Source organism: Massilia sp. WG5 (assembly GCF_001412595.2).
GTDB lineage: Bacteria > Pseudomonadota > Gammaproteobacteria > Burkholderiales > Burkholderiaceae_D > Telluria.
The window spans coordinates 638,742-652,975 of the sequence record NZ_CP012640.2 but is presented as its reverse complement, the minus strand read 5'-3'; the positions used below and the strand labels follow the sequence as shown (position 1 = coordinate 652,975).

Below are 14,234 nucleotides of genomic sequence, written 5' to 3'. Positions count from 1 at the left end.
ATATGAAGATCCGCACCCTGATCGGCGCCGCGGCGCTGGCGCTGGCATGCGGCGGCGCGTTGGCGCAGACCGCATCGACCCAGCCGCCGGGCTGGGTGCTCGACTGGAGTGACGAATTCGACGGCCCGGCACTCGACCATGGCAAGTGGGTCGAGGAGCTCGGCGGCCACGGCTTCGGCAACCATGAGCTCCAGTTCTACACGGCGCGACCCGAGAACGTGCGCGTCAGCGGCGGCAATCTGGTGATCGAGGCGCGGCGCGAAGATTGGGAAGGGAAGAAATACACTTCGGCCCGGATCAAGACGGCCGGCCTGAAGGAACGCACTCACGGACGTTACGAGGCGCGCATCCGGATTCCGCGCGGGCAGGGGATCTGGCCGGCTTTCTGGCTGCTGGGCGCCGACTGCGAGAGCACCGGCTGGCCACGCTGCGGCGAGATCGACATCATGGAGAATATCGGCAAGGAACCGGCCACCGTGCACGGCACCATCCACGGGCCGGGCTACTCGGGCGACCGGGGCTTCGGCGAGCCGTCGTCGCTGGCGTCAGGCGCCTTCGCCGACGATTTCCACGTCTACGCCGTGGAGTGGGAGCCGCGCGAGATCCGCTGGTACCGCGACGGCATCCTGTATCACACTGCGCGCCCCGACCTGGTCAAGGGCGACTGGGTGTTCGAGCACCCCTTCTTCGTGATCCTGAACCTGGCCGTGGGCGGCGACTGGCCCGGCAATCCGGACGCCGGCACCACCTTCCCGCAGCGCATGCTGGTCGACTACGTGCGGGTCTACCGCCGCGCAAGCTCCTCCCCGCAAGGCGCGGGCACGGGCGCAGGCAAGTAACGCTCGCGCGCCTCGCGCGTGAGCCGGGCGATGGCGCGCAGGCATTCCAGGGTCGGCACGCCGGCGTTGGCGTCCGCGCCCTTGGCGTACATGCGGGCGAGCTGGGTCGCGGCCTCGGCTCCGCCGGGGATCTGGTCGCGGAACAGCTTGATCAGGCTGACCACGGTCTCGTGTACGGCCGCGTGCGAGGCGCGCGCGATGTGCTTGCCGGCGGGATCCAGGGCCAGCGACTGGCTGATGGTATGTTCGAACTGGGTTTCCGCGCGCTGGATGAGCATGCGAAGCTGTCCGGGAGTGAACTGATGGCGCATGGCGGTCTCGTCCTCGTTATTGGTCGGCCCTGGCTGGCTCGCCCTGCAGCACGGCCGCAAGTTCGGGCCGCGCGCGGGCATGCAGCTTTCCCGGGCGCACCCGCAGCGGTGCACGCGGCGTCGTCGAGCGCACCGGGGTGAGTTCGCCTTCGTAGGGCGGGGTAGCGTGGTCGATCTCGACCGGCTCGCCATCGCGTCCGGCGCCCGCCAGGAACTGGGCGATGGCGATCTTCACGATGGCGCGGTTACTGAGTTCGGCGCTGAGCCGGACCTTGGTATTGAAGTACAGGAAGGTAACGGTGTCGCCGTTGGCGGCGGCGATGTCGACTTTCTTCGGCAGCGAGAAGCCATAGCGTCCACTGGCCCACAGCTTGACTGCGCAGCTACCGACGTCGGGTGATGAAAAAGTAAAGTTCATGCAGGAATCGTAATCCTGCATATGGTCGCGCACGGAACGAAATTGTTCCAAACTATTACGGCGGGAACATTCCTTTCCCGCAATCAGCTTTTTGCTCTAGCGCGCAGTCTTCAGCATGGACGGGTAGCCGACGTCCTCGGTCGCCTTCTTGAGGTCGGCCACGCTGGCCTGGGCGTCGTCGTAGACGATCACGGCTTCGCGCTTTTCATAGCTGACCTGGACCTTGGCGACGCCCGGCACCTTGACCAGGGCGGCCTTGATCGTGATCGGGCAGGTGGCGCAGTCCATGGTCGGCACGTTCAGCTTGACGGTCTGCTGCTTGGCCAGCGCGAGGGGCGCGGCGCAGGCGAGGGCGATCAGGGAAATGGCGTTCAGCGTTTTCATGGTCATGGACTCTCAATAAAACAACGGTGCGATCAGCGGGAAGCCGAGCAGCAGGGCGATGAACACGGCGCAGCCGACGAACAGCTTGCGCATGGCGGGGCGGGTGGTGGCGCACGCGGGGTCGTCGATCGCGCACACCGCCGCCGGCCGGAACAGCAGCCAGCCGGCCCAGCCGAGCGCGCCGGCGGTCAGCGCGATGGCGTAGGGCGTCAAGGGCTTCAGTGCGGTCAGGTGCACCATCCATGCGCCGGTGATCCCGACCAGCACCAGCACCAGCGGCAGCACGCAGCAGGTGGAGGCGAGGATCGAGGCCAGCAAGGCAAACGCGATCAGGCCGCCTGCCTTGCGCGCGGAGGGTGCGCCGGTGTCCTGCATGGGGCTCAGATCGCGCGTGCGGTGATGGTGTAGGCGAAGCTGTCCGGCGCCAGCGAATCGTAGGCCTCGCCGCGGCTTTCGGCCTGCGGATACATCAGGAAGCCGACCTTGCCCGCGTGGGAGCCGGGCAGGCGCACGTCGTGGGCGAAGTTATAGCCCATCCAGTTGCCTTCCCAGCCGCCGAACAGGGCCTGCTTGACCGGCGCGACCAGCGGCGCGTCCGGGTCCTTGATCCAGTTCGGCGTTTCCTCGCGCATCACCTTGGTGACGTCGGCCGGGTCCATGGCGACCCAGCCGTGCTGCTTCAGGTAGACCTCGGCGCGGCAGTGCTGGGCGCCCTGCAAGGCGGCGGGCTTGCCGCCGAGGACGCGGTAGCCGAAGGCGCTCGGCGCCAGGCGGATGCCGTAGACATCGCGGGCCGGCACGCCGGCGGCGCGGGACAGGCCGACCAGCAGGCCGTTCAGGTCGGCGCACTTGCCGCCGAAGTTGCCGGTCTCCAGCATGGTCTTGATGTCGCCGGTGCCGCAGCCGCGCACCTTCGGCTCGCGGAAGGTGTTCAGCACGATCCAGTCGTAGATGCGCTGGACCTTCTCTTCGTCGGTGCGCGCGCCCGAGGTGATCTGCAGCGCCGTCTTCTTGACGATGCCGTCGAGCGGCATCAGGTCGGTCGGCTGCATCCACAGCTTCAGGTCTTCGGCGGACTCGCCGCCCAGCGTACGGGTCTTCCAGTTCTCGGCGCGGTCGCGGGTCTGCACGCGCGAGACCACTTCCAGCACGGGCGGCGCGCTGCCGTCGAATTCGGCGACCAGGAAGCGCGCGCCATAGCGCGGATCGGCGCCGACGCGCATCGATTTCGCATTGCCCGACCAGTTGTTCGACAGCGTACGCTGCCAGTCTGTGTCGACGACCGGCAGCGGCACCCAGACCGTCGACGGGCCGGACGCGCGCTGCAGGTTCACGCGCGTCACCACCTCGTAGCTCTTCCAGTCGCCCGGACGCGGGTCGAAGTGGTGCTCGGCTTGCGCGGTCTTGTCCTGGGCCAGCAGGGTGCGCGGCAGGGCGCCGGCCAGCAGGGCGCCGGTGGCGGCTTTCAGGAGGGCGCGGCGGTTCGTCGGTTTGGTGTCTTCCATGATCGTCTTCCTAGTCAGGTGGTCTTGTTTGTTCGTATTCTTGCTTATTCGGCCTGCTCGGCCAGCAGGGCGTCGATCGCGGCCTTCAGCCGCGTATCGTCCGCGCCGAGCTCACCCACGCTGCGCCAGCGCGCGCGGCCCTGGCGGTCGACCAGGATCGTGGTCGGCATCACGCCGGCGGTCCAGGCCTTGAACATCTCGCCGGAACGGTCGCGCAGCACGGGGTAGGCGAATGGGTGGGCGGCCGAAAAGCGCTCGATGGTGTCGAGCGGCTCCTTGTAGTTCACGCCGACCACGGCCACCATCGACGGCGCCTGGCGGGCCAGCGCGTTCAGCACCGGCAGCTCCTCGACGCAGGGCGCGCACCAGCTGGCCCAGAAATTCACCACCACCACCTTGCCGCGCAGGCGGGACAGGTCCCAGTCCCTGCCGTCCAGGCCGGCGAGGCGCAATGCCGGCGTCGCCTGTTTCGCCGGCCAGGGCTTCAGTGCCGCATCGGCAGCCGCCGCCATCCCTGCCGTCATGCAGGCCAGCAGGCTGAAGATAACCGGGAGGAAGCTGCGTGAAATCCTGGTCTGCATCGTCGTCGTCGTCGTCGGCCCGGCTGGGGTAAAGGCCGTCATGATACCAGAGTGGTCGTTGCTGCGTGTCGCTGCGACCATCCCACCTTGGCTCTGCAGTGGACAGCGTGAACCATTGGGCCTGCCCGGCGATCCAGGCCAAACGCAAATGGTTTTGTCCGATTGGAATTGCTGAGCAATACCTGCTGCATCTGTCGAGAAACTTTACATGCTGCAATGGTGTTAAACTGAAATAATAGATTGCCAAATGATAACTTATTGATTTTTAAAAATATTATTTCTAGTTGGAATTCTGGCATGGGGCTTGCTTAGTGTTGAGGACCATCACCGAAAGGAGTTTTTAAATGAATCTCCGTAACGCTGCTTTGATCAGTACCGTGTCACTTGGTATCCTCTTGTCTGCACCGATGGCCCATGCCGCTTCCGTTCAGGTATTTACCGATCGCACAAGTTTTGAAGCGGCGCTGAGTGGCGTCACGGTCGATAATCTTGATAACGTACCTCTGCAATACCATTACGGTAGCTTCCAACGTCCAGGGTACCAGTACACGACCACTGGCGCCTATGGCTGCACGAATAGCGACCCCAGCTGCGGCGATAACAGCTCGCTTGGCTTCGACAATTCTTATTTGTTGACCTATCGTGAAAGCCCGGTAACCTTCACCTTTGCCAGCGCGGTCAATGGTTTCGGTTTCGATTTCTCCAGCCCGCGCTATTACGATCCGGTTAATGCCAGTATCGACGGCGTGGAGTCGCCCACCACCAGCGGGTTCTTCGGCCTGGTGTACAGCGATGCGCGTAACTCGTTCACGTTGAGCCAAAACCAGATATACATGCTGATCGATAACGTCACCGCCGGCCAATCTGCCTCGGCAGACGTCCCTGAACCGTCGGTGCTGGGACTGATGGGAATTGGCGTGCTCGGCGCGGCACTCGCCCGACGTCGCAAATCCGCCGCCTCAGCCGCATGAGCCTGACGGCCGCAATCGACACAAGCCACCCATGAGGTGGCTTTTTTACTTGGTGCCTGCCTACACCATGAAACGCTGGTATCGGCCCCATGGCGGTCTGGCAAAGAGCTTCCCGTGCTGTCTTGCGGGCCTAAACAAGCGAGCTTTCGCGCGCACGCGTATAAATGCCGACCGCGTTGCCGTAGATCTCAGTTTCTGCCTCATATGCCAGGCCAAGACGCCTGGCAACGCGCAGCGATGATTCATTGGCCGAAGCGATGAGAGCCCGAACTTTTGCTTCGCGCCGGATCTCGAGCGCATGGTGCAAGGCTGCTGCCGCCGCTTCGTTCGCGAATCCCTGGCCCCAGAAGGCACGATAGGTATTCCAGCCGAGCTCCATCACAGTGGATCCCTCGCGGAAGAATGCGCCGACATTCCCGACGAGCTGACCGGTTTCCTTTTCCTGGACAGCCCACCAACCAGCGCCATGTATGAGCCATAGTCCTGCTTGTGAACAGAAGATGCGCCATGCGGCATGGCGGTCGGCCGGGACCAGGTGCGCCGAGCTTACCGGGTCGGCGCAATGCGCTGCGAATTCGCCAAAGTCCTCCCGTCGATATTCACGAAGCGTGAGGCGTTCCGTGTGAAGGTAGGGAACAGAGGTGATGAATTCGCTATTCATGAACTGGAGTCCTCGTACTGGTGCCGGACAGGACCTCACTTTGCGGGCGCGTCTTCGCGAAGGTCCGATTTCTGGCCGATAGTAAACGCTTGGAACGGCTCAGTGTATGACCTTATTGCCTATAGAGCAATGAAGGCGTCACCAACCTGTTTTCCAAATATGATTGTGTGGGCTTTGAATCGCACTCTGGCGCCTGCCTTTAAAGTCCGCTCTAGTTTTCAAACGTGCAACAGACAGCCGGGCACTTCGCTATCCTCCTCAAAAACACGAGGAGACGCCCCATGCCATACCTCCGATTCCCGGCAAAGCACTTGCTCACAGCGCTGCTCTTCCTTCCCTTGCTGGCGCTGGCCGCCGACCCGGCCCCTGCCACCCACGCCTACCACAACCCCCTGACCGTCCGCCTGGCCAGCGGCGAACCGGCCCAGAACTGCGCCGACCCGGCGGTGCTGCGCGACCCGCGCGCCGATACCCCGACCTGGTACCTGTACTGCACCAGCGACCCGGTCAGCAAGCAGGAGCGCGAACGCAGCGGCAAGGACGGCGGCTGGCATTTCCGGATGATCCCGATCTACCGATCGACCGACCTGGTGCACTGGGACTTCGTGCGGGACGCCTTTTCCGACCGGCCGGCCGGGCTGGCCGCGCCGACCTCCGGCCTGTGGGCCCCGGAGCCGGAATACCTGAACGGCCGCTACTACCTGTATTTCACCGTCACCGACGTGGTCGACGCCCATAGTCCGGAACCCGGCTGCGCGAACGACAGCGCGATCGGGGTCGCGACCTCGGAATCCCCGGTCGGCCCCTGGCGCGCCAGCACGACGCCGGTCGTCATGCCGCGCCGTGCCGGGCCCGGCTGCAATTTTCACTGGAGCTTCGATCCGAAGGTGATCGAGGATGGCGGCCGCAAATACCTGTACTACGGCAGCTATGGCGGCGGCATTTTCGTGCAGCGCCTCGGCGACGACGGCCTGCGCGCCGTCGGCCGGGCCACCCTGGTCGGCGCCGCCGGCCGCTACGAGGGGGCCGAGGTCAAGCATCACGAGGGCTGGTGGTACCTGTTCGCTTCCGCCACCGACTGCTGCAACGGTCCGCTGACCGGCTATGCCGTCTACGTCGGCCGCGCGCGCACGCCCGAAGGCCCGTTCCTCGACCGCTTCGGCAACGACATGGCGAAAGGCCGCGCCGGCGGCACGCCGCTGCTCAGCCAGAACGGCAACCGCTGGGTCGGGGTCGGCCACAACACCGTGTTCACCGACGCCGCGGGGCAGTGGTGGACCATCTACCACGGCATCGACGTGAACGAGCCATTCTTCAGTGCGAAGGACAAGCTGACCCGGCGCCTGGCGCTGCTCGACCGTATCGACTGGGTCGACGGCTGGCCGGTGGCGGGCGGCGGACTGGCGCCCAGCGACCAGGCGATGGCGGCGCCGGCGGTGGTCGAAGGCGCGCAGCCGGAGGCGCATCCGCTGGCGGTGCGGGCGGCGCCGCACGTGCGCGCGTTGTGGCGCGACGACTTCCGCGGCAAGGGCTTGAACAAGCGCTGGCATTGGCTGCGGCCGCGCGCGCAAGGCGACTGGTCGATCGGCAGGCAAGGCCTGGTGCTGGCGACCCAGGACGCCGACCTCTACGTCGACCGCAACACCGCCAGCGTGCTGCAGGCGGCCCTGCCGGCCGGGGACTACCGGATCGAGGCCGAGCTCAGGCTCGATGCGCCCGAAGACTGCTGCGCCACCGCGGTGCAGGCCGGCCTGGTGGTGATGAACGGCGACGACAACTACGTCAAGCTGGTCGAGATGGCGCGCGGGGGGCTGCGCCAGGTCGAGTTCGCGAAGGAGGTCTCGCCGGTCGAGCAGGATTATCCGCGCTACGGCAATACCGTGGTCGGCACGCCCGGACGCACGACCTGGCTGCGCCTGGATGTCCACCGGGAGGGGGGGCAGGAACGTTATAGAGCTTATTCGAGCCAGGACGGACGCGCCTGGGTCGGCGGCGGAACCTGGACGCACCGCCTCGGCCCGGATGCCCGCCTGGGGCTCGTCGCGATGGGCGGCGCGGGGCGGCGCGCCACCTTCATCCGGGTCGCCGTGAGCGCGCTGTCGCCATAAAAATACAGGGCGTGAAACCGTTTGTAACGGAGCGCGAAAGCGCTTGCTTTCATGGACGGCGGGTCATTAAATAGGTCTCATAAGAACACCAGGAGTCCATCGTGGAATACCCCCGCCCCCAACTCAGGCGCACCACCTGGCGCAGCCTCGACGGTCCATGGCAAGCCATGCTCGACGACCAGGCGGCATGCGCCGACCCGTCGGAAGTCAGCTGGGACCGCACCATCGTCGTCCCGTATCCGCCCGAAGCGCGCGCCAGCGGCGTGAATGACCGCGGCTACCGGCGGCGCGTCTGGTACAAGCGCGTGATCCAGCTCGATCCCTCGATGGCGCCTTCGCGCGAGGAGCGCCTGATGCTGCACTTCGGCGCCGTCAACCACCGCGCCCGCGTCTGGGTCAACGGCCGCTTCGCGGTCGAGCACCGCGGCGGCCACAGCCCGTTCTCGATCGACGTCAGCCGGCACCTCGACGGTTCGCTGCTCGAGATCGTGGTGCAGGCCGAGGACGATCCGCAGGACATGCACAAGGCGCGCGGCAAGATGGACTGGGAGCCGGAGCCGCACAAGATCTGGTACCCGCGCAGCAGCGGCATCTGGCGCACGGTCTGGATCGAGAAGGTGCCGCGCGCCCACGTGAGCCAGCTGCGCTGGACCGCCGACGTCGCCGCCTGGCAGATCCGCCTCGACGCCGACGTCGCCCACGTGCCGGACGGCGGCATCGCCAACGTCACGCTGCGCCTCGGCGACAAGCTGCTGGTGGCCGACCGCTGCCTGCTGACCGGGCCGCGCCTGTCGCGCATCTTCCAGCTGCCCGATCCCGGCATCGACGATGCGCGCGCCTTGTGGATGTGGAGCCCGGAAAGCCCGCAGCTGATCGACGCCGAGATCGAGATCCGCAGCGCGGACGGCAACCTGGTCGACAGCGTGCAGAGCTACACGGCGCTGCGCACGGTGAGCGTGGAGGGCGACCGCTTCGTGCTCAACAGCCGGCCCTACTACCTGCGCATGGTGCTCGACCAGGGCTACTGGCCGGACAGCCTGATGGTGGCGTCCAGCGACCAGCTTCGCCACGACGTCCTGCTGATCAAGCGGCTCGGCTTCAACGGCGTGCGCAAGCACCAGAAGTCCGAAGACCCGCGCTGGCTCTACTGGTGCGACGTGCTGGGCCTGTGCGTGTGGGGCGAGATGCCCTCCGCCTACGGCTTCTCGAGCGCCACGGTGCACGGCGTGATGGAGGAGTGGAAGGAACTGGTCGAGCGCGACATCTCGCATCCCTGCATCGTGGCCTGGGTGCCGACCAACGAATCCTGGGGCGTGCCCGAGCTGATGAACGACCGCCGCCAGGTCGACTTCGTGCGCGCCCTGTACCACATGACCCGGGCGCTGGACGGCACCCGGCCGGTGGTCGGCAACGACGGTTGGGAGATGCCGTGCGGCGACCTGGTCTGCGTGCACGACTACGAGCAGGACCCGCGGATCCTGGTCGAGCGCTACGGCAGCCGCGATGCCGTCGCCTACACCCTGCAGCACGTGCAGCCCGACCGGCGCCGCCTCCTCATCGACGGCTTCAGCGGGATCGGCAAGCCGCTGTTCCTGTCCGAGTTCGGCGGCATCGCCGTGATGAAGCCGGGCGAGGAGCAGGGCTGGGGCTATTCGGTGGCGAAGGACGGCAAGGAACTGCTGGCGCGCTACCAGCAGCTGATGGCGGCCGTCCACGCCTGCCGTCCGCTGTCCGGCTTCTGCTATACCCAGCTCACCGACACCTTCCTCGAAAAGAACGGCCTGCTGACCGAAGACCGGGTGCCGAAGGCGCCGGTCGAGGCCCTGGCCATGGCCACCCGCGGCCCGGACGCCCACCTGCACGACTGGCACCTGGACCCGCTCGGGCACGCGAAACGCTGGCTGGCTCGGCGCGGACCGGATTTCCCGATAGAATGGACGCGCGTCGGAGAAGTTGCGGAAGTGTTAGCCTATCCCGGTGAGCGTCTTGCCTTGAACGGCAGCACGCCGGACAGGCCGGCCCCGGACGATCCGCCGGTGAATCCGCCGGCCGGGCCGGGACGGTTCGAACGGCGGAGCCGCGGCGCGGCGGGACTGCGTCCGCGGCGCAAGGCGGCCTGACCGGCAGCCTGGAGTGCCTGACAAAAGCCTCATGGCGAGACGGTGCAACGCAGCCAAGGGGGTTTTGACAGGTGCTCCAGGGCGGCGCTCCGACACAAGAATAACAAGCAAACGAGATTGGAGACGACGTGGCGCGACGAGAGTGGAAGCTCGGCGCCGCCGTCGCGCTGCTGGTGTCGCTGGCCTGGGGGCCGGCGCCGGCGTGGGCGCAGGTGGAAGTCAGGATGTGGACGCTGCTCAGCGGCGGCGACGGCGCGCGCATGCGGGCCCTGGTCGATGACTTCAACGCCAGCCAGCGCGAGGTGCGCGTGGTGAGCACTACCCTGAAATGGGGCGAACCGTTTTATACGAAGCTGATCACGTCCTCGGTGGTCGGGGCCGGACCGGACGTGGCGACCGTGCACCTGTCGCGCCTGGTGAACCTGGCCGGCGGCGGCGTGCTGCGCCCGATCTCCGATGCCGAGCTGGCGGCCGTCGGCCTGAAGGGCAGCGACTACCTGCCGCGCCAGTGGGAGAAATCCCGCTGGCAGGGGAAAACATGGGCGGTCCCGCTCGACACGCACCCCTTGGTCCTCTACTACAACAAGACCCTGCTGCGCCCGACCGGCCTGCTGGACGCCGAGGGCAGGCTGAAGCCGATCGAGGGTGTCGACGCGCTCACCGACGCCTTCCGCATCGCCACCGAAGCCAGCCACCGGCGCGGCCTGACCATGGAAAGCAGCCAGAGCTCGTTCGCGATCTGGCGCCTGTGGCTGTCGATGCTGGCGCAGCAGAACGTCGCCATCGTCCGCAACGGCCAGTACAGCTATGGCGCGGCCGGCGAGGCCACGCTGGCACGCATCAGCGACTGGTTCCGCAAGGGTTATGCCCAGGCCGGCCTCGACTACCCGGCCTCGACCAGCCAGTTCATGGGCGGCGGCGCGGCCTTCATGCTGAACGGCGTCTGGGAAGTCCCCGAGCTGGTGCGGGCCTCGAAGGCCGGCACCCTCGGCTTCGAATACGGCATCGTGCCGCTGCCGACGATGTACGCGAACGCCAGCGCCTGGGCCGATTCGCACGCCTTTGCGATTCCCGCCAACGCCGGTCGTCCGCCATCGCCGCAAAAAGTGAACGCGGTCCTGCGCTTCGTCGCCTACGTCAGCAGGCATTCGATGGGCTGGGCCGAGGGTGGCCATATCCCGGCCTACCGTGCGGTGGCGGAATCCCCTGAGGCGCTGGCGCTGCAGCCGAACGCCCAGTACGCCGCGGCGGCGCACAACGTGGTCTACGACCCGGATGGCTGGTACATGGGCGCGGCCGGGCCGCTGGAGGCGATCGCCTCGAAGTTCCTGCCGGCGGCGCTGTACGGCTACATGACGCCGGCGCAGGCGATCAAGCGCTTCGAGCAGGAAGGCGCGCGCCTGATCCGCAAGCAGCCGCCGCGCTATTGAGACGAGGAGAGCGATGAAAGGACCCAGATGAAACCAAGCGACCTGGCCCTGCCGGCAAGCAGCCGCCGCGAAGGCCTGCCGGCGACGCTGCTGCTGGCGCCCTTCGTGATCGTGTTCCTGCTGTTCTTCCTGGTGCCGGCCGGCGTCACCTTCTGGATGAGCCTCACGGAGAGCAGCCTGACCCGCACCAATGCCTTCGTCGGCCTGGCCAACTACCACACCCTGCTGAACGACCCCTCGTTCTGGGACTCGGTACTGAACACCTTCTACTTTGCGCTGCTGACCGTGATCCCGCTGACCGCGCTGGGGCTGGTGATGGCACTGCTGGTGAACCGCTTTGTCAAGGCCCAGGCCTGGCTGCAGGGCGTGTTCTTCCTGCCCTTCGTGCTGCCGATCTCGGTGATGACCCTGATCGCCGACTGGATGCTGCAGCCATCCTCGGGCGTCATCAACCATATCCTCGGCATCCACCGCCCCTGGCTGGCGGATCCCTACTGGGCGCTGCCGGCGGTCGCCATCGGCACCGTCTGGTGGACGGTCGGCTTCAATATGCTGCTGTTCCTGGCCGGCCTGCGCAACATTCCGGCCGACCTCTACGAGGCCGCGGCGCTGGACGGCGCGCGCGGCCTCACGCTGTTCCGGTCGATTACCTGGCCGGCCCTGCGCCCGGTGGCGACCACCGCCCTGATCCTGCAGGTCATCGCCTCGCTGAAGGTGTTCGGCCAGACCTATATCCTGACCTCGGGCGGGCCCTTCAACACGACCCGGGTCACCCTGCACTACATGTACGAGACCGCCTTCACGCAGAGCGACGCCGGCTATGCGGCGGCAATCGCGATGGCTTTCGTCACCATCGTGATCCTGCTGTCCGTGCTGCAGGCCGGGGTCGTGCGCTGGCTGGCGAGGAGGGACGCATGAACAACAGATCGAGCATGGCCTGGACCATCGTCGGCGTCGTGTCGGCCGTGCTGCTGGCCGCATTGTGGGCCGCCCCGCTGCTGTGGGCATTCTCCACGGCGCTGCGTCCGGAACTCGAGACGGTGTCCGCCGAATTCCACTGGCTGCCCCGGCACTGGACCCTGGACGCCTTCGCCAGGACCCTTGGCGCCGGCAATGTGCTGCGCTGGCTGTTCAACAGCTTCCTGGTGGCGCTGCTGGTGACCGTGGTGACGATGGCGGTCAGCCTGATGGCGGCCTATGCCTTTTCCCAGCTGCGCTTCCGCGGCCGGACCATCCTGTTCGGGGTGGCCATGCTGGCCTTCCTGCTGCCGTTCGAGGCGCTGCTGGTGCCGCTGTTCCGCATCATGAACCAGCTGGGCCTGATCAACAGCTATGCCGGCATCGTGCTGCCGCAGGTGGTGTCGCCGGTCGTGATCTACGTGTTCAAGCAGTTCTTCGACGAGATCCCGGCCGACTTCCGCGAAGCCGCGACGATGGACGGCGCCGGCCCGCTGCGGGTATTGTGGAGCGTGTACCTGCCGATCTCGGGGAATATCGTGTGGGCGATGGCGATCGTGAGCTTCATCGCCGCCTGGAACAACTTCCTGTGGCCCTTCATCATCGTCACCTCGAACGACATGATGACCATCCCGCTGGGCCTGACCCAGACCTACGACGCTTTCGGGGTGCGCTACGCCCAGCTGATGGCGGCGGCGCTGCTGGGTGCGATGCCGGTGGCGCTGGCCTACATCGCTTTCCAGCGCCGGGTCACGCAGGGCTTCCTGGCGGCAAGCGGATTGAAAGGATAAAAAAACATGGCATCGGTACGCCTGCGCGGCATCAGGAAGGACTACGGGGACAATCCCGTCATCAAGGGCATCGACCTGGACATCGGCGATGGCCAGTTCGTGGTCTTCGTCGGCCCGTCCGGCTGCGGCAAGTCGACCCTGCTGCGCATCATCGCCGGCCTGGAGGACGTCACCGAGGGCGAGCTGGAGATCGGCGGGGTGCCCAGCAAGGGTGTGGACCCGTCCCGGCGCGGCATCGCCATGGTGTTCCAGAGCTATGCGCTGTATCCGCACATGACGGTGGCCGAGAACATGGGCTTCGCGCTGAAGCTGGCCAAGGTCCCGAAAAGCGAGATCGCGGAGCGGGTCCGGCGCGCCGCCGAGATCCTGCAGATCGGGCACCTGCTGGAGCGCAAGCCGAAGGCCCTGTCCGGCGGCCAGCGCCAGCGCGTCGCGATCGGCCGCGCCATCGTGCGCAAGCCCGAGGTCTTCCTGTTCGACGAGCCGCTGTCGAACCTCGACGCGGCCCTGCGCGCCCAGACCCGCGTCGAGCTGGCGCGCCTGCACCGCGAACTCGCCACCACCATGATCTATGTGACCCACGACCAGGTCGAGGCCATGACCCTGGGCCAGAAGATCGTGGTCTTCAACGGCGGCCGCATCGAGCAGGTGGGGACGCCCTTCGAACTGTACGAGCGGCCCGCCAACCTGTTCGTCGCCGGCTTCCTCGGCTCGCCGCGCATGAACTTCCTGGAAGCCAGCCTGGTGGGCGAGCAGGGCGCGATCGCCACCGTGCGCCTGGCCGGCGGGGCCCAGGCCGAAGTCGCGGCGGATGTGGCGGATGCGGCGGTCGGGGCGAAGGTCACCCTGGGCGTGCGCCCCGAACACCTGCGCCTGCTGCGCGCGGACGACAGCGCCGGAGGCGGCGGCGGCCCTGGCATCCCGGCTACGGTGAGCCTGGTCGAGTACCTCGGCGACGTCATCCTGGCCTATGTGCAGGTCGAGGGCGCGCCGGAGATGGTCGCGGTCAAGTGCGGCGGCGGCCAGGCCGTGCCCGCCGTGGGCGCGCGCGTACTGCTGGCCTTCGACCCGCTGCACGCCTATCTGTTCGGCGCCGACGGCGCGGCCATGCCTGCGCGCGAGCGCAGCGCCCGGGCGCCGGCGCCGGCCTTCTGACCA

At 66.9% G+C, this 14,234-nt stretch carries 15 protein-coding genes; 8 read left to right on the top strand and 7 right to left on the bottom strand.

Annotated elements, in window-relative coordinates; all coding sequences use genetic code 11:
* The first annotated feature begins 2 nt into the window (after positions 1 to 2).
* Entirely contained in the window at positions 3 to 839 is an 837-nt protein-coding gene (locus AM586_RS02870) for a family 16 glycosylhydrolase (RefSeq protein ID WP_052233973.1), read from the top strand.
* Here AM586_RS02870 and AM586_RS02865 read toward each other — a convergent pair.
* The 6 genes from AM586_RS02865 to AM586_RS02840 all read right to left on the bottom strand — a co-directional run bounded on the left by AM586_RS02865 (position 785) and on the right by AM586_RS02840 (position 4,080).
* The gene (locus tag AM586_RS02865) at positions 785 to 1,117 is read right to left on the bottom strand and encodes a hypothetical protein (RefSeq protein WP_047825272.1); all 333 of its coding nucleotides are present in this window, start codon (positions 1,115 to 1,117) and stop codon (positions 785 to 787) included. The genes AM586_RS02870 and AM586_RS02865 overlap by 55 nt on opposite strands.
* Positions 1,118 to 1,166: 49 nt before the next feature.
* Complete coding sequence (locus tag AM586_RS02860) at positions 1,167 to 1,568, bottom strand: hypothetical protein (protein WP_156328216.1); 402 nt, start codon at positions 1,566 to 1,568, stop codon at positions 1,167 to 1,169.
* Between the two features lie 96 nt (positions 1,569 to 1,664).
* A complete protein-coding gene (gene merP, locus AM586_RS02855) occupies positions 1,665 to 1,952 on the bottom strand; it encodes a mercury resistance system periplasmic binding protein MerP (RefSeq protein WP_047825421.1) in 288 nt (95 codons plus the stop codon).
* Positions 1,953 to 1,964: 12 nt separating this feature from the next.
* On the bottom strand, positions 1,965 to 2,327 hold the full coding sequence (locus AM586_RS02850) for a mercuric transporter MerT family protein (protein ID WP_047825270.1): 363 nt from the start codon (positions 2,325 to 2,327) through the stop codon (positions 1,965 to 1,967).
* Between the two features lie 5 nt (positions 2,328 to 2,332).
* Entirely contained in the window at positions 2,333 to 3,457 is a 1,125-nt protein-coding gene (locus AM586_RS02845; protein WP_047825269.1) for a transglutaminase-like domain-containing protein, read from the bottom strand.
* Between the two features lie 44 nt (positions 3,458 to 3,501).
* On the bottom strand, positions 3,502 to 4,080 hold the full coding sequence (locus tag AM586_RS02840) for a TlpA disulfide reductase family protein (RefSeq protein ID WP_162600514.1): 579 nt from the start codon (positions 4,078 to 4,080) through the stop codon (positions 3,502 to 3,504).
* A 302-nt stretch (positions 4,081 to 4,382) separates the two neighbouring features.
* Between AM586_RS02840 and AM586_RS02835 the strand changes: the two genes are divergently transcribed.
* Positions 4,383 to 5,009 carry a PEP-CTERM sorting domain-containing protein gene (locus AM586_RS02835; RefSeq protein WP_047825268.1) on the top strand — a complete coding sequence of 209 codons (627 nt, stop codon included), beginning with the start codon at positions 4,383 to 4,385 and terminating at the stop codon, positions 5,007 to 5,009.
* A gap of 130 nt (positions 5,010 to 5,139) precedes the next feature.
* Here AM586_RS02835 and AM586_RS02830 read toward each other — a convergent pair whose 3' ends face one another.
* On the bottom strand, positions 5,140 to 5,670 hold the full coding sequence (locus AM586_RS02830) for a GNAT family N-acetyltransferase (RefSeq protein WP_047825267.1): 531 nt from the start codon (positions 5,668 to 5,670) through the stop codon (positions 5,140 to 5,142).
* A 281-nt stretch (positions 5,671 to 5,951) separates the two neighbouring features.
* Here AM586_RS02830 and AM586_RS02825 point away from each other — a divergent pair, with 281 nt between their 5' ends.
* The 6 genes from AM586_RS02825 (at position 5,952) to AM586_RS02800 (ending at position 14,231) form a co-directional block, all read left to right on the top strand.
* Positions 5,952 to 7,778 (top strand): family 43 glycosylhydrolase, encoded by a 1,827-nt coding sequence (locus AM586_RS02825; protein ID WP_082439612.1) that lies wholly within the window; start codon positions 5,952 to 5,954, stop codon positions 7,776 to 7,778.
* A gap of 101 nt (positions 7,779 to 7,879) precedes the next feature.
* Complete coding sequence (locus tag AM586_RS02820) at positions 7,880 to 9,898, top strand: glycoside hydrolase family 2 TIM barrel-domain containing protein (protein WP_229411178.1); 2,019 nt, start codon at positions 7,880 to 7,882, stop codon at positions 9,896 to 9,898.
* 128 nt (positions 9,899 to 10,026) lie between these two features.
* Positions 10,027 to 11,328: an extracellular solute-binding protein gene (locus tag AM586_RS02815; protein ID WP_052233971.1), complete on the top strand. Its 1,302-nt coding sequence runs from the start codon at positions 10,027 to 10,029 to the stop codon at positions 11,326 to 11,328.
* A 27-nt stretch (positions 11,329 to 11,355) separates the two neighbouring features.
* Positions 11,356 to 12,246 carry a carbohydrate ABC transporter permease gene (locus AM586_RS02810; RefSeq protein ID WP_052233970.1) on the top strand — a complete coding sequence of 297 codons (891 nt, stop codon included), beginning with the start codon at positions 11,356 to 11,358 and terminating at the stop codon, positions 12,244 to 12,246.
* Entirely contained in the window at positions 12,243 to 13,076 is an 834-nt protein-coding gene (locus AM586_RS02805) for a carbohydrate ABC transporter permease (protein ID WP_047825265.1), read from the top strand. Before AM586_RS02810 ends, AM586_RS02805 begins: the two co-directional genes overlap by 4 nt.
* A 6-nt stretch (positions 13,077 to 13,082) precedes the next feature.
* Entirely contained in the window at positions 13,083 to 14,231 is a 1,149-nt protein-coding gene (locus AM586_RS02800; RefSeq protein ID WP_047825264.1) for an ABC transporter ATP-binding protein, read from the top strand.
* Positions 14,232 to 14,234 lie beyond the last annotated feature (3 nt).

Bases quoted from the DNA above. Each gene is read 5' to 3' on its own strand.
- AM586_RS02840 (WP_162600514.1), bottom strand. From the start codon at position 4,080: ATGACGGCCTTTACCCCAGCCGGGCCGACGACGACGACGACGATGCAG.
- AM586_RS02865 (WP_047825272.1), bottom strand. From the start codon at position 1,117: ATGCTCATCCAGCGCGCGGAAACCCAGTTCGAACATACCATCAGCCAG.
- AM586_RS02810 (WP_052233970.1), top strand. From the start codon at position 11,356: ATGAAACCAAGCGACCTGGCCCTGCCGGCAAGCAGCCGCCGCGAAGGC.
- AM586_RS02825 (WP_082439612.1), top strand. From the start codon at position 5,952: ATGCCATACCTCCGATTCCCGGCAAAGCACTTGCTCACAGCGCTGCTC.
- AM586_RS02800 (WP_047825264.1), top strand. From the start codon at position 13,083: ATGGCATCGGTACGCCTGCGCGGCATCAGGAAGGACTACGGGGACAAT.
- AM586_RS02805 (WP_047825265.1), top strand. From the start codon at position 12,243: ATGAACAACAGATCGAGCATGGCCTGGACCATCGTCGGCGTCGTGTCG.
- AM586_RS02870 (WP_052233973.1), top strand. From the start codon at position 3: ATGAAGATCCGCACCCTGATCGGCGCCGCGGCGCTGGCGCTGGCATGC.
- AM586_RS02835 (WP_047825268.1), top strand. From the start codon at position 4,383: ATGAATCTCCGTAACGCTGCTTTGATCAGTACCGTGTCACTTGGTATC.
- AM586_RS02860 (WP_156328216.1), bottom strand. From the start codon at position 1,568: ATGAACTTTACTTTTTCATCACCCGACGTCGGTAGCTGCGCAGTCAAG.
- merP (WP_047825421.1), bottom strand. From the start codon at position 1,952: ATGAAAACGCTGAACGCCATTTCCCTGATCGCCCTCGCCTGCGCCGCG.
- AM586_RS02845 (WP_047825269.1), bottom strand. From the start codon at position 3,457: ATGGAAGACACCAAACCGACGAACCGCCGCGCCCTCCTGAAAGCCGCC.
- AM586_RS02850 (WP_047825270.1), bottom strand. From the start codon at position 2,327: ATGCAGGACACCGGCGCACCCTCCGCGCGCAAGGCAGGCGGCCTGATC.
- AM586_RS02830 (WP_047825267.1), bottom strand. From the start codon at position 5,670: ATGAATAGCGAATTCATCACCTCTGTTCCCTACCTTCACACGGAACGC.